Origin of the sequence: Mucilaginibacter sp. SMC90 (genome assembly GCF_022811725.1) — a bacterium.
Lineage (GTDB): Bacteria > Bacteroidota > Bacteroidia > Sphingobacteriales > Sphingobacteriaceae > Mucilaginibacter.
On the sequence record NZ_CP094527.1, the window covers coordinates 2,606,711 to 2,627,205 of the forward strand.

At 39.3% G+C, this 20,495-nt stretch carries 18 protein-coding genes and 2 tRNA genes; 4 read left to right on the forward strand and 16 right to left on the reverse strand.

Features of this window, described 5'->3' with window-relative positions; genetic code table 11:
• Positions 1 to 47: 47 nt before the first annotated feature.
• The gene (locus tag MTO98_RS11290) at positions 48 to 536 is read right to left on the reverse strand and encodes an Lrp/AsnC family transcriptional regulator (RefSeq protein WP_243486754.1); all 489 of its coding nucleotides are present in this window, start codon (positions 534 to 536) and stop codon (positions 48 to 50) included.
• A 125-nt stretch (positions 537 to 661) separates the two neighbouring features.
• On the opposite strand from MTO98_RS11290, the gene MTO98_RS11295 reads away from it, so the two are divergent.
• Positions 662 to 2,074: an MFS transporter gene (locus MTO98_RS11295; protein WP_243486755.1), complete on the forward strand. Its 1,413-nt coding sequence runs from the start codon at positions 662 to 664 to the stop codon at positions 2,072 to 2,074.
• Here MTO98_RS11295 and MTO98_RS11300 read toward each other — a convergent pair.
• Together MTO98_RS11300 and MTO98_RS11305 are read right to left on the reverse strand one after the other, a co-directional pair.
• Positions 2,048 to 2,581: a DinB family protein gene (locus MTO98_RS11300; RefSeq protein WP_243486756.1), complete on the reverse strand. Its 534-nt coding sequence runs from the start codon at positions 2,579 to 2,581 to the stop codon at positions 2,048 to 2,050. The two genes, MTO98_RS11295 and MTO98_RS11300, sit on opposite strands and share 27 nt — an antisense overlap.
• A 163-nt stretch (positions 2,582 to 2,744) precedes the next feature.
• Entirely contained in the window at positions 2,745 to 3,947 is a 1,203-nt protein-coding gene (locus tag MTO98_RS11305; RefSeq protein ID WP_243486757.1) for an FAD-binding oxidoreductase, read from the reverse strand.
• Positions 3,948 to 4,160: 213 nt separating this feature from the next.
• Here MTO98_RS11305 and MTO98_RS11310 point away from each other — a divergent pair.
• Positions 4,161 to 4,234, forward strand: a tRNA-Pro gene (locus tag MTO98_RS11310).
• Positions 4,235 to 4,337: 103 nt separating this feature from the next.
• Positions 4,338 to 4,411 (forward strand) — tRNA-Pro (locus MTO98_RS11315).
• An 85-nt stretch (positions 4,412 to 4,496) separates the two neighbouring features.
• On the opposite strand, the gene MTO98_RS11320 is transcribed toward MTO98_RS11315, so the two are convergent.
• Positions 4,497 to 5,615: an esterase family protein gene (locus MTO98_RS11320; RefSeq protein ID WP_243486758.1), complete on the reverse strand. Its 1,119-nt coding sequence runs from the start codon at positions 5,613 to 5,615 to the stop codon at positions 4,497 to 4,499.
• 203 nt (positions 5,616 to 5,818) lie between these two features.
• Here MTO98_RS11320 and MTO98_RS11325 point away from each other — a divergent pair, with 203 nt between their 5' ends.
• Positions 5,819 to 6,172, forward strand: a complete 354-nt coding sequence (locus MTO98_RS11325; RefSeq protein WP_243486759.1) for a DUF4180 domain-containing protein — start codon at positions 5,819 to 5,821, stop codon at positions 6,170 to 6,172.
• A 742-nt stretch (positions 6,173 to 6,914) separates the two neighbouring features.
• On the opposite strand, the gene MTO98_RS11330 is transcribed toward MTO98_RS11325, so the two are convergent.
• The 12 genes from MTO98_RS11330 to MTO98_RS11385 form a co-directional block, all read right to left on the reverse strand.
• A complete protein-coding gene (locus MTO98_RS11330) occupies positions 6,915 to 7,601 on the reverse strand; it encodes a hypothetical protein (protein WP_243486760.1) in 687 nt (228 codons plus the stop codon).
• A 249-nt stretch (positions 7,602 to 7,850) separates the two neighbouring features.
• Positions 7,851 to 9,302, reverse strand: coding sequence for an MBOAT family protein (locus MTO98_RS11335; protein ID WP_243486761.1), 1,452 nt, complete (start codon positions 9,300 to 9,302; stop codon positions 7,851 to 7,853).
• Between the two features lie 200 nt (positions 9,303 to 9,502).
• Complete coding sequence (locus tag MTO98_RS11340) at positions 9,503 to 9,940, reverse strand: helix-turn-helix domain-containing protein (protein ID WP_243486762.1); 438 nt, start codon at positions 9,938 to 9,940, stop codon at positions 9,503 to 9,505.
• 603 nt (positions 9,941 to 10,543) lie between these two features.
• Positions 10,544 to 12,034, reverse strand: a complete 1,491-nt coding sequence (locus MTO98_RS11345; protein WP_243486763.1) for a PAS domain-containing protein — start codon at positions 12,032 to 12,034, stop codon at positions 10,544 to 10,546.
• Between the two features lie 138 nt (positions 12,035 to 12,172).
• Positions 12,173 to 14,125: a nucleoside-diphosphate sugar epimerase/dehydratase gene (locus MTO98_RS11350; protein ID WP_243486764.1), complete on the reverse strand. Its 1,953-nt coding sequence runs from the start codon at positions 14,123 to 14,125 to the stop codon at positions 12,173 to 12,175.
• Between the two features lie 24 nt (positions 14,126 to 14,149).
• Positions 14,150 to 15,175 (reverse strand): GNAT family N-acetyltransferase, encoded by a 1,026-nt coding sequence (locus tag MTO98_RS11355; protein ID WP_243486765.1) that lies wholly within the window; start codon positions 15,173 to 15,175, stop codon positions 14,150 to 14,152.
• A gap of 26 nt (positions 15,176 to 15,201) precedes the next feature.
• Positions 15,202 to 15,708, reverse strand: coding sequence for a GNAT family N-acetyltransferase (locus MTO98_RS11360; protein WP_243486766.1), 507 nt, complete (start codon positions 15,706 to 15,708; stop codon positions 15,202 to 15,204).
• Complete coding sequence (locus MTO98_RS11365; protein ID WP_243486767.1) at positions 15,705 to 16,679, reverse strand: hypothetical protein; 975 nt, start codon at positions 16,677 to 16,679, stop codon at positions 15,705 to 15,707. Before MTO98_RS11365 ends, MTO98_RS11360 begins: the two co-directional genes overlap by 4 nt.
• A 31-nt stretch (positions 16,680 to 16,710) precedes the next feature.
• The gene (locus MTO98_RS11370) at positions 16,711 to 17,514 is read right to left on the reverse strand and encodes a phytanoyl-CoA dioxygenase family protein (RefSeq protein WP_243486768.1); all 804 of its coding nucleotides are present in this window, start codon (positions 17,512 to 17,514) and stop codon (positions 16,711 to 16,713) included.
• Positions 17,515 to 17,538: 24 nt separating this feature from the next.
• Positions 17,539 to 18,669 (reverse strand): glycosyltransferase family 4 protein, encoded by a 1,131-nt coding sequence (locus tag MTO98_RS11375; protein ID WP_243486769.1) that lies wholly within the window; start codon positions 18,667 to 18,669, stop codon positions 17,539 to 17,541.
• A gap of 91 nt (positions 18,670 to 18,760) precedes the next feature.
• Positions 18,761 to 19,846, reverse strand: coding sequence for an NAD-dependent epimerase (locus MTO98_RS11380; RefSeq protein WP_243486770.1), 1,086 nt, complete (start codon positions 19,844 to 19,846; stop codon positions 18,761 to 18,763).
• 211 nt (positions 19,847 to 20,057) lie between these two features.
• A complete protein-coding gene (locus tag MTO98_RS11385) occupies positions 20,058 to 20,492 on the reverse strand; it encodes a hypothetical protein (protein WP_243486771.1) in 435 nt (144 codons plus the stop codon).
• Positions 20,493 to 20,495 lie beyond the last annotated feature (3 nt).

Sequence of the window (20,495 nt, forward strand, 5' to 3'; positions counted from 1 at the left end):
AATTATCCGGACGTATAAACGGATTATGAACGCTGCTATTGTATCAGCTAAAGCAAATGATTGGTTTCTTTAATAATATCCATAACAAAAGTGCTTTTTGAATGGCCGATACCATCTACCTCGCTTAGCTTGTTAACAAAAAACGAATGGTAGCTATCCATGCTTTCGGATACAATTTTTAGCATAAAATCAAAATCGCCCGATATGTTATAGCATTCTATCACCTCATCAAATTCAAGTACGGCGTTAATAAAATGAGCACCTGCTTTGCGGGTATGTTCACGCAGGGTTACCATGCAAATAACCATGATGCGCTTGTTTAGCATTCGCTTATCTAAAATGGCGGTATAGTTTTTAATAACCCCGTTTTTTTCAAGGCGTTTAATGCGCTCATGCGTGGGGGTAGGGCTTAAATTGATCTTAACCGCAATTTCCCTTACGGTAAGCTTTGCATTCCGTTCAATCAGCCGTAATATTTCGTAATCCTTTTCATCAAGTTGGATGCCTGCTTTTTCTTGTTCTGTTTGAGATGGCATAATTAGGCGCTAATTGTGTAATTGTTCTGTTTAAATGTTTGGATTTTGATTTTTGTTCTAAAATTATAATAAATAATATTATTAATCTCTTCTTATATAATTTTGAAAGGACAAAATTTACAATTATGTCCTTTCAAAAGAACAAGATCCTCATTATTGCCTCGATGGCTATCTTTGTTGAAGCGCTGGATATTGCTATCATCAACCTTAGCATACCGGCAATACAAAAACAATTTTTGGTAAGCAACAACCAGGTTCAATGGCTGCAAACGCTTTATGTATTGCTTTACGGCGGTTTCCTGATTATAGGAGGTAAGCTATCCGATGTTTTTGGGCCTAAAAAGGTTTTTATTGCCGGGGCGGGCTTGTTCCTGCTAACATCACTGGGTGCCGGTTTGGCAGGCACTTTTGCATTTCTTAGTTTATCAAGGGCGATGCAGGGTTTAGCGGCGGCGTTGATCATGCCATCGGCTTTTTCTATCATAACTCACACGTTCACCAAAGAGCGGGAGCGGAGCAAAGCCATTGGTATCTTCAGCTCGTTTGCAGCGGTTGGTTCTGGAACCGGCCTTTCTGCCGGCGGAATCATCAGCACTTACATGGGCTGGCACTGGGTATTTTTGATCAACGTACCTGTACTTGCCATAGTTATTGTGGTGGGTTGGTTTTACCTGGCCAGCGATACGCCTGAACAAAAGCATCCCGCTCCTGATTTGTTTTCAGGTATTTTAGTAGTGATGAGCCTGCTGATGCTAAGTTATGGCGTACATCAACTGGCGGATATTAAACAACAATTTTCAATTATCATGCTTTGTGTTTTAGGTGTGGTGATTAGTGTCAGGTTATTATATGTTCGCTTAACACGCCGCTCAAATCCGCTTATTGACCTTTCAGTTTTTAAAGCTCCATCGGTTATTACAGCTAATGGTGTATTTGTTTTATTGGGGGGCTTTTTTACCGGGTATTTGTTTATTATATCTCAATTGCTGCAAAAAGATATGCATTACAGCGCTGCAAAAGCCGGGTTGCTGCTGGTGCCTTTTAGTTTATTATCGGCCCTGGTAGCTAAGTTTATATTGCCGGGCATCATGAAGCGTTTAACAACCGGACAAACGGGCGTACTGGGCATGAGCTTTATGTTAACCGGGGGATTGATTTTAATTTGTACCGTGTTTGTTGGTTACTCGCTTCCCTTAGTGCTTTTATCTGCCGCCTTTATTTCTGGTTTGGGTATGACTATCTGTTTCACAAGCTTATCTGTACTTGGTGTAAAAAACATTCCTAAACAGCACTATGGCCTGGCCTCAAGCCTTGGTAACACTACTTACTTTTTAGGTGCCGGTGTTGGCTTATCTATTCTCACCCTGTTTATGGAAAAGGGCAATGAAAAAGCTTCTGTTAGCAGTTTATCTCTTTTTATACTCAGCATATATGCTTTAATTGGTTTAGTATGGCTTATTGTTTATGTTGTAAATTCAACAAACAAAAATGCACCGGTGCCATTGCCGAAATCACAAAGACTGCCAGAGGTTTTTTAACTGGTGGATATGCTTTTGAGTATGATAACAAATAAGGTACAACCATTCCAGGCGGGTGAGTTCACCAAAAAATGGAACAACCAGCTCGGTACTGATTAGGTAAAGGTCTTTTGTATTAATGACTTCTCTAACCCCGGTAATGGCTGTTTGTAGCAAAGCAATTACTTCAGATTTATCATGTGGCCCGTTTGATGGCAATATGTTTGGAGCAGATTTAAATTTTGCCTCAAAATCAAGAAACAGGTCTTTGATCATTTTTACCTTTTCGGTGGCATCCCGTTTGGCTGGTTTTCCGGCTCCGTTAAGTACCGGAATGAGTTGTGTATTTGATTTAAACACATGTTCGGCTATTTGCCCGGCTGTCCAACTGTCATCAGATAGTGCAATGTTAATTTGCTGGTCATTAAATAAAGCAATGGTTGATAGCAGGTTATTGGCGGTATCTTCAAATACTGCCAATAAAGTGATACGCGAATCGTTTTGATGGGTGCTGGTTTGATTTTCCATGATGTTTTGGCGATTTATTTATACAAATCTCCATTCAAAATCAAATTTTGCACCTTGTCGTTTGCGCCATAATAAGGGTGCTTTTGCGCCAGGTTGGTGCGGTTTAAAACTTAGTTCCTGATTATTCGGCTCAGGTATAATATCAGTTTGTTATTTAACTACTTTACCTGTCAAAGCTGAATAACCGGGCATGATCGTTCTTTTTGCCGGTGATAAGATCATGGATAATATCGGCCGCAATAACACTAAAAGTAATACCGTTACCGCCAAATCCGAGCGCAAAATAGGTGTCCGGTCTTTCGGGGATGCAACCGATATAAGGCAAGCCATCTTTAGTGCTTGCAAAAGCCCCGGCCCAGCTAAAATCAATTTTTAACGGAATATGTGGCATCTTTTTTAGAAATGCGTGCTGTAACATTGCAGTCTTACGTTTAATAACGGATGGCAGTATGTGCGGATGATGAAATGGATCATCCCGGCCGCCTACCAATATCCTGTTTTCACTTACAGCCCTGAAGTACATATAAGGGACGGCCGTTTCCCAGATAAGGCTATCCTTATACCAAAAATGTATATCGGGTAAGGGCTCTGAAACCAGTGCGTAAGTTGAATTAATTTCGGCTACTTTTTTGGGTATGTATTTTAAGCTTTCGTAACCGCAGGCGATAACTAATTTTTTTGCATTGATAACAAAACCATTATCGGTGTGAAGCGTAATGCCATGTTTGCTATGCCCGATGGTTTTAATGCCTGTGTTATTATAAACCTTATGGCCTGCTTCGCCAAAGCTTTTAAATAAAGCGTGGGTAAGCAAATAGGCATCAACCTCACCGCCATCAGCAGAAAAAATTGCTCCGGAGGCTTCAAAACCGAACTTCTTTTCGATTTCATCAGCTTCAAGCCATTGTATCTCAAAACCGTGCTTTTTACGCAGGTCATATTCCTGCTTCAGCGTTTTTGTATGTGTTTTGAAACTGGCGTGCTGAAGGCTTGGCTTCAGGCTAAAATCAAAAGCTGGTTTCAATGACTTACACAGACCGGCGATATGATAAATGGCCTCGCGGCAAAGCTGATAGCTTTTTACTGCATTAATTTCGCCAACTAAATTTGTTAAAGATGTAAGCGGTGTATCAATTTCATATTGTAAGAAAGCCGTGCTGGCTGCAGTGCTCCCCATGCCAACGTGACGCCTGTCAAAAACGGCTATACTTAAACCCGCATTGCGAAGGTGCCATGCTGTTAAAGCTGCGCTAATCCCTCCGCCAATAACGGCTACATCCAGCTTCAAATTTTTTTGAAGAGAAGGGTAGGATGTAACTATGCCATTTTTCATTAGCCAGTAAGGCTGCTGTTCATATAAATTCATGAAATTGAACCAATGTAACAGAACAACGCGAAATCCACTTTTAAGTTTTTAACAGCAAATGAGGTGTGGTAACAGGTTTTGAAAAATCATGAAGAATTTATTTTAAGGCAATATTTTGTTAATGAGTAGATTATATGAATACTTGAAAAATCTTTCAAAAAAAATTTTGCAACTTGATTTAAAATCCTACTTTTGCACACCCAATCAGGGAGACGGGATGTAGCGTAGCCCGGTATCGCGCCACATTTGGGATGTGGAGGCCGCAGGTTCGAATCCTGCCATCCCGACAAAAAGCGATACCAAGCATCAAAACCCTCTAAATTGAAAGTTTAGAGGGTTTTCTTTTCTGATTGGGAACAATGCCATCTCAGCGCAGGCTGAGTTAATTTACGGGATGTAGCGTAGCCCGGTATCGCGCCACATTTGGGATGTGGAGGCCGCAGGTTCGAATCCTGCCATCCCGACGCCGGAAAATCAGAAGCCCTTGACTATAGTCAGGGGCTTTTTTTGTTTTTAGCTTAAGTTAATGCATCGGGCTAAGCCATTATATTATTTCTTAACATTGGCGGCTTGGTAGTCTTTCCAAAGCCACTCTAATGCTTCAGGAAGTGTTTGTTCTTTTACTTTATAATCAACGTGGCGGGCGTTGCGGGCAAAAACAAACTGATACTGATATTTTTTAGCAGCAAGCACCTTTGCCATATTTTCATTTGCAATTACCCAATCATGCATATTATCACGCATTATGTTGGGATTAAAAAGGTCCTGATCGCCCACTTCCATCCATATACGTATTGGTTTTTGAGGGTTTCCTGAAATCAGGTTGTCATGAAAGCCCCAGGCACCTTGTGGGGTTTTTGGATTGTATGGCCATTGCTGATTAATGTAAGTCCCCGAATAAGTGAGCACACGATGATATAATTCGGGGTGGTACCATGCCATAATCAAGGCGCATGATCCGCCCGAACTGCCGCCCATGGTAGCGCGGCTATCGGGGTTGTTGGTTAGTTTCACTCCGCATTTGGCTTCAACCAACGGCAATACTTCCTTTTCAACAAATTCTGCATACAAGCCGCTCATGGTATCATATTCCAGGCCCCGCTCGCTGCCTTGTGCATCGCCACTACCGTTACCAATAGATATGGCAACCATTGCCGGCACCTTGCCTGCAGCAATTAAGTTATCCAATACGGTGAAAAGTAATTTGTCGGGACCATCGGCACCAACTATGAACGGTGCTGCAGTACCAGGAACGTATTGCTTCGGGACATATACAGCCACCTGGCGGGTGTACGGAGCCGGATGGCTTGTGGTGACAATTAACCTGGCAGGGTTCGCAGGGTCGGCTGTGCCAAACGTATTTGGTTCCCGCGCAATGCCCGGATAAATTTTACTGTCACGGGAGTCCATAGTTAAATGGTATATGGTGCCTTGTGGTACGTTTGCCTGTATTGTTGATTCAGGCACAGGGCTATGTGTGGGGCCTATGATAAAATTTCCGTCAAGGCTGGGTGAAGGATTGGTTCCGTCCGGTAATTCGGTAGCTGTTACATAACCAGCAGTGTGCGGGTCGCGGATTGGTATTTGAGCCATAGCAGGCCTTGTATTTAATATGGTAAGAAACAACAGGCCGAGTGCCGCAATGTGATTGATTTTAATTGGTTTCATTTGGTTTTATTAAGCAAAATGATGTCAAAACCGGCTTACATAATCATACATAGCCTGTTCACAAGCAATATCGGCAATGATCCTGATATAACCTCCCATACCCTTCAAAAAACATAAGACCAAGGCCTGATTACTTTTGGTAACTTAAAAACGGAAGGTATTATAACTAAATTGCCGACCGGAAGAAAAATCTAAATTTGAATATGCAAATTATACCTTATAACAAAAATGGTATTCAAATAGCTGAGCTGGTTTCAGACAGTTTACTCATTTCAACAGCCGAAGATGGGGCACAGCTATTGGTCGATCTGTATTATCAAGGCTTTGACCAGGTAATTATACATGCCGGGCAACTTATCCCTTCATTTTTTGAATTAAAGAGTGGCCTGGCTGGAGAGGTTTTGCAAAAATGCTCTAATTGGCGGATGCGGATGGCTATTGTAGGCGATTTTAATGAGATCACATCCAAAAGCTTCCGCGATTTTATTTATGAAAGTAACAAGGGTAAAATGGTCAATTTTGTTGATTCGGTAGATACCGCTATTGCGCGTGCTTAGCGATCGTATCGTTTTTTAGTAACCGCTTAAGAAACTCTAAATTTCAACTTCTATCATTAAAAATAGCCTGCAATGCTTTCAAGCTTTTGATACAATTATATCATTGGCCGGAAGCTTTTATTTAAAGCTCATCTAAAATATCTGGCACAGCAGGTTCGTTAGCAATGCCTGTAATCATGTCAATATCGGCCAGGGTGTATTATAAATAAGTCTTCTGTGTTATCAAAAGCCTTCGGTTTTTGATTCTTTAGTCCCTGACTCAACAAAAAATATCAGGAACTGCAACATTTCGTTATCAGGTGCGTCTAATAGTAAATCTTACCCGTGAAAAAACTGATTTTGTTAATTGCTCCCTATTCAACAAACCGCTCGTTTGTTATAAGAGGCATTTGCTGGTAGCCCATGTTAAAACAGTTGGCATGCCTGTAATGGTCGATCAAATTTGCCATCTACATACCATTGGCTATTTAGTTTAAACCCGGGAGGTTTGCATTGCAATCAACGTTCTTTACAGAAGGTTTTTCCAACCTTTTCAATAATATTTCCCTATAGTTCTTTAGTATGTGTTTTTTTATTAAAAAATGCAGTTTTAGTTAATAAATAATGCGCCGGCCAGGGACGGTGCATTATTTAATCCATATAAAGCTGAAGATGTTAATTTCCTGGCGTTATGATACAAAAAAGCCTGATACATATTGTACCAGGCCGTTAATTAAATCAGGATAGCTCTTAATTGTTTCTATTATTTAGTATCAATTTTATTTAAGGAAGCAGTGCTCCCTGTTTTAAGCATTCCGTTTAAAATGCGTTGATTTATGTAAGCCGAATACCTTGACGCCCCCTTAAAATTCAAATGTCCCAAATCAGCAAATTCATCAGGGTTTAGTGGGAAATTATTGAAATCAAGAAATTCTACATCACTGAAATTTTGTTTCCGGACGGATGAAAACGTGGCCTCGTTGTCCAGGTATTCATATAAAGGGTGCTGCGGGCTTCTGATGAGGAAAATATTTTTGTGCTTACTTTTACAATAATCTACTATTTTTCTGAGGTATTGAATGTTGACAGTTGAGATGCTGTCTTTTCCTGCCATGGTTTGGGGCTTCATATTAGCAACATCACTTGCCCGTATATGTTTGTCGGTATCTATTTTGAGATAGCCTCCGGTTTTCCCTGTAAAATCATAATTAAATGAAAATGTTCTTCCCAAATTAGTACGTGCAGCTATACCTACACAATTCATAAAATATTTTGAATTATGCCTGGCCAATACCTCCCAATCAGATACGTCCATAAAAGATGCATATTGTGGAAACATGTTTGACATGTATGTATATCCCCATGTCCAGTCGTCCATTTTAGTGGCTATCTGGTTATTTGAAAATTCAACTAACACGGTTGAGATCTGCGGGTTTTGTGATAAGTACATTTTTACTTTTTGAAAAGTATAAAAATAAGACTCGGCCGAATGGGACAAATTAATGGACTGAGATATAAGGCTATCGTTGTAAGCACATTCAGAATGTGAATGACCAAAAATTGCGATAGTATTATTCTTGTTTATACGAAATTTTGAAAACTTGTTTATCACCAGGCCCGGAACCAAAACTACAACCGCTATAAGCAGGCAGCTTATCAAGGTGAACGATAGGGTTTTAATTAAAAAGCGATGCATAGCTTAAAACTGAAAATAAATGAACTGCTGTTCTTTACCTATAAATAAAAAGATCACCATTACCAGCATATAGTAAAATGCCAGTCTGTATCCTCGTTTTCTTAGCCAGATTAGTTTTTCTATGGCATACTGGTTTTCCCGTCCCTGCCACTCTACTATTATAAAGGCGATGATGAGTAGCATCACCTCAAGCAACTGGGCTCTGTTAACATCTAATTCGGGTATTGAGAAAAGGGATCTTGAAAAGATCCGGCCAATGTATTTAAAGGCTTGAGTAACACTATCAGACCTGAAAAAGATCCATGCAAAAACTACCTGAGTAAACGTTACTACCATCTGTATAAATTCGGTAGGCGTTGGCAAGGCCCTGCCTTTTGCTACAATTTCGAGATGGTTACGGTTTGTTTTTAACAGCATAGACGGCAGTATGAACAGCGCATTTAACAATCCCCAGATGATGAAGGTCCAGTTTGCCCCGTGCCAGAAGCCGCTAACTAAAAAAATTATTAAAGTGTTGCGTATTTTGAGCCAGATACCTGTTTTGCTGCCTCCAAGGGGAATGTAAAGATAATCCCTGAACCATGATGACAGCGAGATATGCCACCGGCGCCAAAACTCAGCCATATCCCTTGAAAAATAGGGGAACGCGAAATTTCTTAACAGCTCAAACCCAAAAAGTTTTGCCACCCCTAAAGCTATGTCTGAATATCCTGAAAAATCGCAATAAATCTGGAATGCAAATAATACGGCACCCAAAACCAGGGTGCTGCCTGCAGCGTGGGCGCTGTTTGCAAATATCATATTTGCATAGTCGGCACATTGATCGGCAATGACAGCTTTTTTAAACAAACCCCATAGAATTTGCCTTAAGCCGTTACTTGCTTCATAATAATCAAATTTTCTTGTTGTTTTTACCTGCGGCAGCAAGTGAGTTGCCCGCTCAATAGGCCCTGCAACCAAAAGTGGGAAGAAACTTACAAACAATGAATAATCAGTAAAGTTCCGCTCGGCCTTGATCCGGTTTTTATAAACATCAATTACATAAGATAAGCCATGAAACGTATAAAACGAGATGCCGACAGGAAGGATAACATTTAGCGTAAATGCGCTTAAATGGATACCCATACTTGCCCCTAAAGCAACCAGCGATGATGCAAAGAAGTTGTAATATTTAAAAACACCTAAAAAACCAAGGTTTATGGATATACTTAGCCAAAGCCAGAACGTTTTTAAGCCCTGGGTTTTTGCCTGATACATTTTTAGCCCGGTAAAATAGTCCAATAATGTTGAAAATATTAACAAAAGCAGGAAACGCCAGTCCCAGCAGGCGTAAAAGAAGTAGCTTGCAGCAAGCAGCAATAAATTTTGCAGTTGAAGCTTACGGTTAAAAACAAACCAATAAAGCACAAAAACTACTATCAGAAATATTCCGAACCCAAGTGAATTGAAAAGCATGGCAAGTATGATTACAAGAACGGCTAAAGCCGGTTCGACCTAAGAAAATTCGGTAAATGCAGATGTGGGAGGTAGGTAGATGTATAACTAAATACAATAATAAGTCAACCGCTTTTTTTGAAGCAGTTAACCTATTAGACGTACTAAAATGGAGTACAGTTTTTTATCAAAATTTAAGTTTGATGATTGGCAGGTAATTATTATTCGGGTTTTAATGTGTTTTCATTACGTAATGCTTCGTTGAATTTTTCAAGCAGTTTTATGTACTTGTCCATCCAATAATAAATGGCATCAAGCGGGGCATCTTTTGCTTCATGGGGTTCAACATCCTTATCAGGGTTAGGAGAGTTAAACCTTAATGCAAATTCATTTGGGAATTCTTTTGAAAAATCATGCTCTATGACTATACCAATCTGGCAAATGATATCAAAGCTAAGCTTTTTGGTATTGAACCAGTTGTATAAGGTTCTTCGGCTTACGTTTAGCTTCCGGGCGATTTCACTTATCCCCATATGGTCACGTCTAACAATTCGCTCTACAATTTTACCGAAATGTAAATCTTGTGTGTCGTTAATACCAACAGATCTCTGATCATTATTGATATATGAGCTAATAGGGTAATAAACTTTGCTGTGCATAAGATTAGATTGAAATTAGGTTGTCAATTTTAATTGGTTAGCATAAATTAAATTTAGGTTATAGTATAATGCAGGTTATTTATGGGATACTTAAGACCATAAATATCCTGTTAGGTTTTTTAGTCATGAGTTTAGATTTAGGCTGTTCATTGATTTTAATATTTCTTACCCTACGTTTCTATATCTGTAAACAAAATGTATTTTTTTGAAACCTTTAATTTCGTGTTTACGTAATAAAATTATACATACTTCCGTGTTATTTCAACCTATAAAAGGCCAAATTATACCTGTAAAGGGTGCCGATTGACGCTTGTTTAGAATGAATAAAAATATTGCGATTTTTTAGGCATCCATTTTGTTCATTTTTTGTGAGTGATAGTTAACTTATTCAACCTTTACCCTTGTAGTATAGTTTAGTTTCAATGGTATGTTGTTTAGGTGTAAAATTTTTCAAAATAAGATAAATTTAAAACTGCTCATCACCCCCGTAATTTAATTCGTAAGATGTCCCTGACCCTGATTTTTTTTAAAGGCCGGTAAGTAAGTTTTAGGATTGGAGGCCATATACATGGAAGAATTTCGGAAAGCAAGCGACTTTTTAGATTAAACAGGAGTAACATCAAAAAGGATTCCGGATAGTTTTTTGCACTTATTGTTTTGAAGTTCCGGGTACCCAATTATTCTTATTCGTTTTAAATTGCCTGCGGCCGTTATCATTTCAACTTCAATATCAAAGGGATTGCCGTGTTTCAAAGAGTTTTTTAGCGCCTTTTTTACTATGCCCTGGTTTTTGCCCTCTTTAACAGATTTCCAGATAGCCTTCATGTTGGGTATAAAATGATCAGGCACTTCGAGTATGTTTTGTATAATCCTGTCCCATTGCGTTGTATGGGTAATCATATCCCGTGTCCAGGTACCAACTTTAGAAATAGTATCTGCTTTTTTCAGGAGTTTAACCGCACGCTCGTTCTCTTTCTCGATTGCTTTGATTTTGGACATATCCTCTGTGTGAACACACAAGCCGCCAATTTCTCCTGATGGCGTAAACCAGGGGTAAATATTCCATTTCAACCAGCAGCGTATACCGTTGTTTTTTCTAAGCAATAACCCATCACATTGATATATATTCCCTTTTAAGCAATGAAGGTGCAGCTTTTCGCATTTCTTTTTGGTGGATGGTAATATTTCGTATACGCTTTTTCCTATAAAATTTGTGTTGTGAAGGTTGTATTCAGTTACCCAGCTTTTTGAAACAGTAACAAACTGCATCTGGGTGTTAAACATAGCTATAGTAATAGGAGCTTCTTCAATAAGGGTTTTGTAATGGTTTACATTTTCTTTTTGAGTCTGCTCTGTTTCTTTAACAGCTGATTTTTCTTCTAAATATTTATGGTAGCATGCCGAAAAGTTGGATGGATTGGAAAAATTGAGCATTACTGCCATTTGGTTTTTATTGCAGCGCTTTTCCCGGATATACCTGTCGGCTATTTCCATTTGCAGGTATCGGTAATATGAAAAAATTGTTCTTCCGAAATTTTGCTTAAAATCCCTTTTTAATTTTGATTCGGATACAAAGTGTTTTTTTGAAAGGGCAGCAATGCTTGGAAATCCGATAAACAGGTTTTCATTCAGCGTTTTAGCAACATTTTCAAGTAATAGGTCATTTTGCGTTAAAAATTCAGGCAGTTCTTCAATTCGTGGTGCGTCATCAATTACTTTTGAGTTCAGCGGACTTATGTCCGCCATATGTGCGTAAAACCCTTTTATATCACTGTTAATGTAATCGGGATGGTAAGTAACGCGCACGTTTTTTGCCTTGCCCGAATACAAGTGGATTACCTGGTCAAACACTTGTATCTTACCGGTCAGTGCGCCATTAATGTATGGAAGCTGTACATCAAACAAGGTTCCTAAAATATCCGAAAGATGAGATTTATTGATCATTTGGTCTGGCGTTATTCCAAACCAATCGGCCGTAGCTTTATTAGCATACCTGCAAATGAGGTTTTTATCCCAATATGCAAGCATAGCCTCCGTGTGCTCCGTGACATTGAACGCTATTTCAAAAAAATCAGAATTCAGGTTAAAGGACATCGGATCTCCTCTTAAAAAAATTATTTATCGGCGTTACCCATCGTAGGGGGAGATGAGTTTTTAGGTTATAATTTGCTTAAATCTGCAAATTATTATTGATAACATATAAGATAGCTCATATAAAAATTACAAAAAAAATTAGTTTGCCAATTGTTTGTCTATCAATTTGATGTCGAGTTTTTCATATTGCGAATTGTTACTAATGTAGTCGGGCAGTATGGTTTTCATTTTTGATACCATCAAATCAACTTCATTATGCAAATTAAGCTCTAAAAGGTCCTTTATTAAATTGTTGATCTTTGAGTAGCTAACAGGGATGTTTTTTGAAATTTTGATGTCTTTATTATAAGTTGGTATAACTTCCTCTTCGGCGTTCAGCAACTCTTCGTAAAGCTTTTCGCCGGGACGCAGGCCTGTATAAACAATTTGTATATCTTTTCCCGGAACAAGGCCGGCCATTTTGATCATATTGGCCGCCAGATCGGCAATTTTTACAGGTTCGCCCATATCAAATAAAAATATTTCGCCGCCTTTGCCCATCACCTCCGCTTCAAGTACCAGTTGTACTGCTTCGGGGATTGTCATAAAATACCTGGTAATATCAGGATGGGTAACGGTGACAGGGCCGCCTTTTTCAATTTGAGCTTTAAAACGGGGGATCACTGAGCCGTTTGACCCCAGAACGTTGCCAAATCGGGTTGTGATAAACCGTGTTTGACTGCCTTTTGACGGATCAGAATTGAAAAAATGTTCTTCAAACAGCAGGTTGTTTAACGATTGAATATACATTTCGGCAATACGTTTTGATGCTCCCATGATGTTTGTTGGGCGTACTGCTTTATCTGTTGATATCATTACAAATTTTTCAACATTAAATTCAATTGAGATATCAGCCAGGTTTTTTGTGCCCCATACGTTGGTTAAAATAGCCTCGGTTGGGTTATTTTCCATCATGGGTACGTGTTTATAAGCAGCCGCATGAAAAACTATTTGAGGCTTATACAAGTTAAACAATGTTTTTATACGTCCTGAATTTTGGATATCGGCAATAAATACCCGGGTACGGTTGCCGTACAGCCCATCTTCAATTTCCATTTGAATATCGTGCAGCGGGGTTTCGGCCCTGTCACATAATACCACAAACTCGGGGCTGTACATTAATACTTGTCTAACCAGTTCTGACCCTATTGAGCCTGCGGCTCCTGTAATCAAAATCCTTTTACCCTTAATTTCATCCAGGATATGTTCGTTAGAAATTTTTATGGGCTTTCGCTCAAGCAGGTCTTCTATTTTTAAGTCTTTAAACTGATTTAAATTTGGTTTGCCATTTATCCATTGGTCTGATGAGGGTACAACAATCACCTTTATGCCAAGCTCGATACATTTTTCAACAGCTTTTCTCTTTCCGTCGATTTTTATATCTTCAGATGTTATCAGCATTGACTTTATATCGTAGCGTTTTTTCAATGCATCAATTGATTTGATAGGGTAAACCTGCTTTTGCTCAATGCATTTTGATATTCTGTCAACCCCGGTATCAATAAACCCCTGAACATTGAGCATAAAACCTTTTTGTGCTTCAAGCGCATTTTTAATGAGGATAGAAGGTTCATTGGATCCGTATATTAATACATTTTCCATTTCAACTTTATAAGTTGTTGCCTCAATATATTTAAAAACATCTTTGATGATAATGCGCATGCACATTAGCATAGATGAAGTAATAAAGAAGTTAATCAGCAACACATCCACCAGCCCTTTAACATCTATTTTTAGATTGAATGCAAAAAACATATAATAAAAAAGCAAAAACGTAACGTTGCTTGCCAATACAGTTATTAAAATGCGCATCATATCCCTTGTATTGGAATATCTGATAATACAAGTGTGAATTTTCATGATCATGAAAATCAACACCGCATTAGCGCAGTAAAATAACATGTAATAAACACTGATGGGATCAAACTGAAGCCGGTTTTTAAAATATAGTGATGTCCACAACGATAACAAAACTACCATCAGGTCAATTACCAGGATCAGCCATCTTGAATGGAATTTATCCTGGAACAACAAATTTTTCAGGTATATCATAACTGGTGTATTTAGGTTATTATCTTAAGCGTATCTGTATAAGGGGAAGAAATCCACCTCTGTATTTTCTTCAATGCCTTTATCCTGTAAAAGCCTTTGGTATACCTCGGGGTTGGCTATGTACCTCCATGTCTGAAAATCAAAATGGAGATCGGAGAATGCACATTTCCAATCAAAGAGTTTGTCGTTTTTAAAGCCGAGACCACCTCCCAGGTTGTAATATTTCATGCCTTTTTCCCGTCCTATCTGGGTTATTGAATCGGCCAGGAATTTGGTTGGGCTATGATGCAGGAACTCTGCGCGGGTACCTACCAAATGGGCCTGAATAATGCCGTTGGTAAATGTTATTATGGTGCTTGAAATGGCAATATCCTTGTAGTAAACAGTTAATAAACGAGCTTCATATTCGGAAGTGTTTAATATTTCGGAAAAGTATTTTTCGTTAAATAAATAGTAATTGCTGGCACCTACACGCTTCATATTTTCTGTGTAAATCTCAACGAAGGTTTTTATGCCGGCCGGGTTGGTTTCGTCTTCTACTCTGAACCCTTTTTTCCAGGCATGCTTAACAGCATCCATGGTTGATTGCCTGTATTTTTTACGCTGCTCGTCAATAGTAAGTGAAAGATCAAGCACCACGGTTTTTCCGTTTTCATGAATACCCCCAAATTTTTCCAGCAGTTTTTGCTGTTTATAAAAAGGGTGTAACCTAACGAAAACAGATACGTACTTTTCATCTACCAGGAAATTACTGAAGGCAACTTTGAAGTTTTCCATCACACCTTCATCTATCTCATCAATCCTTTCGTTTGAAAAAGGGCCCGAAAAACCGTAAACACAGGTCAGGTCACTATAATCAGATCCAGGTATTTTTCGCTGCAGTAAAGGGAAGCCAATGTAGGTACCTAACTCCTCATATACGAACAGAACAGGATTGCCGGCTGTTTCAAGCGAGTGGTAATGCCACGTGTGATAAAAATCATATTCGGCCGAATTACCTACGTAAGAAATCCATTCCTCTTTATTGAGGAGCGTAAAGATCTTAATCATTGAATGAAATTTAGGGTGTAGATGGATTATGCCTCTTGCTTTTCAATACAAACAAATTTACTTTTTGTAATGGTCATCAAGATGCGGTCGTTTTTTTTGCCTGTAATTTCAAATCCAGCCTTTTCGTAAACGGTAATAGCTGAGATGTTTGCCGGGTGTACTTTTAAATAAATTTCATCCAGGTCTTTAATCAAAAAGCCGTGGCGTATCATTTGCACTGTTGCCTGGTACCCAATTCCTTTACCCCAGTAAAGTTTGTTACCGATAAACAGGTGCAGTTCGGCATCGCGATCAGTAATATCCAGTAACTGAATATTTCCTATATATGTGTTAAGTTCTTTAACGCAAATGGCAAATCTGAGTTGGTCGGGCTTTGCAAGTTTTTCGCGTAGCCAGGCCGTTTCAATATCTGAACTGATGTAATGGGTAGGTTTATAGTCGGTATATACCCATATAAGGGGGTCATTGCGCCATGCGTAAGATGTGGACGCATCTTCTATTACAAGGGGGCGTATGTAAACTGAAATGGTCATAAAAAAAGTCTTAGCGTATTTAACATATTGAACATATCCTGAAGGTCGTAACGTTGGTCTATTGGTAACGGAACCAGGCACTGGGCCAGGTAATTTTCGTCGGTGTTTTTTTTGGTCCATTTAAATACGTTTGGCCAATAGGTTGCAACATATATTTTTTTCTGTATCAAGTGAACCTTGAGGTGTCTGTCATTAGTTAAAAAAGGATAAACCATCGGAACAGTATGTTCATCTGTGGCTTCAAGCTTTAGCAGGTTATATTCGGCAAGGTGCTTGTGCAAAAAATTGAAATTTCGTTGGCGTACAAATACACATTCATTATAATTAATGCTTGAAAGTAGTTTACGGGTCAGCAATGACATCGACCGGATCTCGTTATTTTCAAGATCTTTATTATTGGTCATGTAATCTGAGTATCCGGATTCAATGCCTGATTCTATACTTTTAATCAGGTGCGAAAACCGGTGTACTGAGTTATCTACCGGTAGTTTTTTTACAAGCTTTCTTTTAATACTTAAATATGCGCCATCCGGGACACCAAAAAACTTACGGCAAGAGTAAAATGTATCAATGCCTGGAAGCGGTTCTGAAAAAAAAGCTTGCGAATTATCAATTACCAGATTTTTGATTTTACCGCTAAGCTCTAATATTTTTGCTTGTTTTATACCGAAATAGTTGGTGTATAAAAAGCAGGCATCCGGCTCGATCTCAAAATCGATAATGGGATCTAACTGGCGGTCAACATGGTAAAACTGATATTGAGTTCCTGTTTTTGTAATTGGTTCAAGCAACACATCGCAGGTAAAATAGGGGATGTGGATTTTTTTGTATTTTTTTTGTAAAAGTATGTATTCTAACGCGTTACGCCCCGTGTTTAAGTGAACCAGGTCGGGGTAATATTCGTTTCCTTTGGGCAGTTCCAGCTCTAAATACCCACCTATGGGTTTTACAGCGGCTTTATTTTTTTGCATGACTTGAAATTGAGAGTGAAAAATAAAGTTGTTATCCCTGGTCGCTTTTATACATTCTTAAATGAATGGGCTGATAATATTCATCCAGGCTTTCAGGGATACGCGCATTATAACCCAATACCTGCCGCTGATCAGCACTAAGCTTATCAATAAAATCGTATCCTAATACCCTGGGATAGTCCATCTGTGGTTTAATAAAGGGGCGGGTGAATCCCAGCGTTAATGCCCGTCGGGGTTTTATTGTTTTGTTCTCGCCGGCAGCGTGCCATATATTCGAGTCGAAAAGAATAATACTTCCTTTCGGAGTTACAGCCCTGTCGGCAGTTTCATAAAAATAGGATTCGTTGGGTTTGATATCCGTTTTGTGGGAGCCCGATAAAAAATAGGTAGCACCATTTTCCTCGGTAAAATCATCGAGCGTGACTATCATTTGCACCAATAATTTGGTATCGCCCATAAAAGTGCGCACATCACGATGCATGTTACTTAAATAAGGATGTTGCTGTTGCGTGTGTATCACAGCATTAAGGCCATTCAGTATGTAGTTCCCACTCAAAAAATAAGCTATCTCATCGGCACAATACATTTTTTGGATAAACGGCAGGCTGAAATTGTCTTTTTCAACGAGGTGATGAAGCGTACCGGCCATGTTTGCACTTATGCCATTTTTTTCCTGTATGGCTCGTCGTTTAACATAACCTTCCTTTAAGTCATCATTGATAGTTGCTACAAAATCGCTGTCTAAGGCGTTCTCAAAAATAACCCATCCGTAATCACGCATGGCAACGCGGAAATCTTCAAAATGCCTGTCTCCGTAATTAAGTTTATTTCTCATGTTGTATTATTGGTTTTCCGGTAATCAATTCAGCTCCATTATCTGCATCATTCTGGCGTTTACTTTGTGTACATCAAATTTTTCCTTCGCCAACGCCAACCCGTTAAGGCCGAAACGGCTGATAGCCTGGTTATTGGTTATGAAGTATTCCATTTTATCCACAAGCTCGGCTGCGTTTTTTACGGGTATCAAAAATCCATTGGCATTAGGCGTTGTTTCAACAGTTTCCCGGCAGCCGATAGAATCGCAGGTGATAATTGCGCGGCCCATGGCCATGGCTTCAAGTAAACACCGTGGAATTCCCTCCCTGTAATATGAAGGTAATACAACAACCGATGAACCACTGATATATGGCCTTACATCGTCAACGGCCCCCAGGTAATTGATCACACTCCTGTGCTTTATTTCCGAAAATAAGTCGGGATGAATGGCGTCAACATTATCATCGTAAGATCCTATGAGCTTAAAAGTTACCTGCGGGTGTTTTAAGAACACAATTTGCGCAGCTTCAAAATACTCGCGGATCCCCTTGGCGTTGATAAGCCTCGATACCATAATAAAGCTTACATTATCAATATCAGGCAGGGTTGGCGTATAATGGCTTAAATCAACTCCCGAACCGTTAACAACTGCTGTTTTATGTTTTGCAGATATTATTTTAGAATCAAGGAGTGTTTGAACATCATCTTTATTTTGAAATATAACAGATAACCCCGATTTGTTTCGGAGGCTGAACTTAAGGAGCATACGGGTAATTTTACTTGTTAAAGATGTATTACCTGTTACAAAGTTGTAACCAAGCCCCGAGAGCATAGGGGTTATCGTTTTTACGCCGTTTAACTTGGCCGCAATTGTTCCGTATATTACCGGTTTGAGTGTGTAAGGAAAAAAAACATCGGGCTTTAACTGCTTAATGAGCCTGTACAATGATAAAGCATATTTCAGATCAGATAAAACAGAAACGTTACTGCCATTTAGATCGTTTTCAAATACAACAATGTTTAACAACGCAAGTTTTGCACGCTGCTCGGGCGGTATTGCCGGGGTAAAAACATACACTGTATGTTCTTTCCGCATCAGTTCAACTAATTTGCCCCTGAAATCAATAAGCGATTTTGCCGAATCGCAGGCAATCAGCACTTTCTTGCTTGTCATAACGGTATAATAAGCAATGGGTTAGTAAGTGAATAAGGATTTTAACTGGAAGTATCAATGCCCCAAAGTAATGCGCAGGTATATAGGGGTATTAGTGAACAAGAACAGGCTCAGGTGCGGTTGGCGCAACGTTAAAGTACATTTTGTACCATTCAATAAATCGCTCAACACCCGTAGGAACAGAAACCTGAGGTTGGTAGCCCAGCATCTCATCTAAATTTGAAACATCGGCGCAGGTTTCTGCAACGTCACCATCCTGCATTGGCATTAATGTTTTAATAGCCGTTTTATTTACCTGTTTCTCAATTTCGGTAACAAAATCAAGCAGGTTTACAGGAGCGCCCCTGCCAATGTTAAATAGCCTGAATGGTGCAGATGAAGTAGCCGGGTCAGGATTTTTGGAGTTCCACAGATAGTTGCGTTCTGCCGGTTTGTCAATAGTATGGGTAATGCCGTTAACAATATCGTCCACGTAGGTAAAATCGCGCAGCATATTACCATTGTTGAATACCTGGATAGGTTTACCTTCCAAAATTGCTTTTGTAAAAATAAATAAAGCCATATCGGGGCGGCCCCAAGGTCCATAAACGGTAAAAAAGCGTAAGCCAGTAGTGCGCAGGTTAAATAAATGGCTGTAGGTATGGGCCATCATTTCGTTAGCTTTTTTTGATGCTGCGTATAACGAAACCGGATGATCGGCAATTTCGTGTTCGCTAAATGGCATTTTTTTATTTAAGCCATAAACGCTTGATGAGCTTGCATAAACAAGGTGATCGATGCTAAAATGCCTGCAGCACTCCAGTATGTTCAAAAAGCCTTTGATGTTTGAGTCGATATAAACCTCTGGGTGGGTGAGGCTATAGCGTACACCGGCCTGGGCAGCCAGGTTGCAAACAGCATCAAACTTATGCTCCTTAAATTGTTGTTCGAGGTTTTCTTTATCTGTTATATCCAGTTTTATAAATGTATAATTTGGATAACTGGTGCTGACAACCGGTTTGTTGTAATCAATTTCTGATATTTCGATACCGGTGTTCTGTAACCTGGCATATTTTAGCCTTACATCATAATAATCATTGATGTTATCGATACCTACAACGGTGTCGCCTCGTTTTAATAATTTTTGGGCTAAATGATAGCCGATAAACCCCGCTGTGCCGGTGATTAAAATTTTCATAAATGAGTGAAATTAGGTTTAAATGAAGCCTTTGAGAAGGCGTTTGATTAACTGGTTAATTGGTGGCGCGAACGCCTAAGCAGGTTTAAGGTAGATGCCTGCATGAAAAAGAATCAGAATAAAAACTGAAAAAGGATAGGTAGATGTATTAAGATTTATCTGAGTAAGATTATACCAAATTGCGAGAGTTTGAGCGTGATCAGATAAATTTTTACTTCATGGTATAAGTGTATTTTCTGCCGTTAGTTAGTGGATCACTATTATCTGACGTTGAGAAATACAGTGTGTTGCCCCAATGGCTAAATTGCCCAAGCCCAAAAGCGCGAATGTCATGGTGAATAGAGTGGGCCGGCCCCAGTTCAACACCGTTTTCAAATAGCCTGAGTTTTGATACTGTCGGCGAAGTATTTGAATCCCCGATTTCAGTCAAATCGTAACCAATTTTGTAACAGAAACCGCTATCGGTTCTCAATCCTATCAAATTTATTGATTTGATAGCCTCATCTTGTGGCGCAACATTGGTATTGTTGTTTACAATGGGGGTTGGCTGCTCGGCTTTTTTACAGCTGCTAAATACAGACACCATGGCTGCAGTTGTTAGTATAGGCAACACAACATTTCGGATGGATTTGATAATTGTTTTCATAAA

Bases quoted from the DNA above. Each gene is read 5' to 3' on its own strand.
- MTO98_RS11325 (WP_243486759.1), top strand. From the start codon at position 5,819: ATGCAAATTATACCTTATAACAAAAATGGTATTCAAATAGCTGAGCTG.
- MTO98_RS11385 (WP_243486771.1), bottom strand. From the start codon at position 20,492: ATGAAAACAATTATCAAATCCATCCGAAATGTTGTGTTGCCTATACTA.
- MTO98_RS11380 (WP_243486770.1), bottom strand. From the start codon at position 19,846: ATGAAAATTTTAATCACCGGCACAGCGGGGTTTATCGGCTATCATTTA.
- MTO98_RS11345 (WP_243486763.1), bottom strand. From the start codon at position 12,034: ATGTCCTTTAACCTGAATTCTGATTTTTTTGAAATAGCGTTCAATGTC.
- MTO98_RS11365 (WP_243486767.1), bottom strand. From the start codon at position 16,679: ATGCAAAAAAATAAAGCCGCTGTAAAACCCATAGGTGGGTATTTAGAG.
- MTO98_RS11295 (WP_243486755.1), top strand. From the start codon at position 662: ATGTCCTTTCAAAAGAACAAGATCCTCATTATTGCCTCGATGGCTATC.
- MTO98_RS11330 (WP_243486760.1), bottom strand. From the start codon at position 7,601: ATGTACTTATCACAAAACCCGCAGATCTCAACCGTGTTAGTTGAATTT.
- MTO98_RS11355 (WP_243486765.1), bottom strand. From the start codon at position 15,175: ATGATTAAGATCTTTACGCTCCTCAATAAAGAGGAATGGATTTCTTAC.
- MTO98_RS11370 (WP_243486768.1), bottom strand. From the start codon at position 17,514: ATGAGAAATAAACTTAATTACGGAGACAGGCATTTTGAAGATTTCCGC.
- MTO98_RS11320 (WP_243486758.1), bottom strand. From the start codon at position 5,615: ATGAAACCAATTAAAATCAATCACATTGCGGCACTCGGCCTGTTGTTT.
- MTO98_RS11300 (WP_243486756.1), bottom strand. From the start codon at position 2,581: ATGGAAAATCAAACCAGCACCCATCAAAACGATTCGCGTATCACTTTA.
- MTO98_RS11335 (WP_243486761.1), bottom strand. From the start codon at position 9,302: ATGCTTTTCAATTCACTTGGGTTCGGAATATTTCTGATAGTAGTTTTT.
- MTO98_RS11360 (WP_243486766.1), bottom strand. From the start codon at position 15,708: ATGACCATTTCAGTTTACATACGCCCCCTTGTAATAGAAGATGCGTCC.
- MTO98_RS11350 (WP_243486764.1), bottom strand. From the start codon at position 14,125: ATGATATACCTGAAAAATTTGTTGTTCCAGGATAAATTCCATTCAAGA.
- MTO98_RS11375 (WP_243486769.1), bottom strand. From the start codon at position 18,669: ATGACAAGCAAGAAAGTGCTGATTGCCTGCGATTCGGCAAAATCGCTT.
- MTO98_RS11340 (WP_243486762.1), bottom strand. From the start codon at position 9,940: ATGCACAGCAAAGTTTATTACCCTATTAGCTCATATATCAATAATGAT.
- MTO98_RS11305 (WP_243486757.1), bottom strand. From the start codon at position 3,947: ATGAATTTATATGAACAGCAGCCTTACTGGCTAATGAAAAATGGCATA.
- MTO98_RS11290 (WP_243486754.1), bottom strand. From the start codon at position 536: ATGCCATCTCAAACAGAACAAGAAAAAGCAGGCATCCAACTTGATGAA.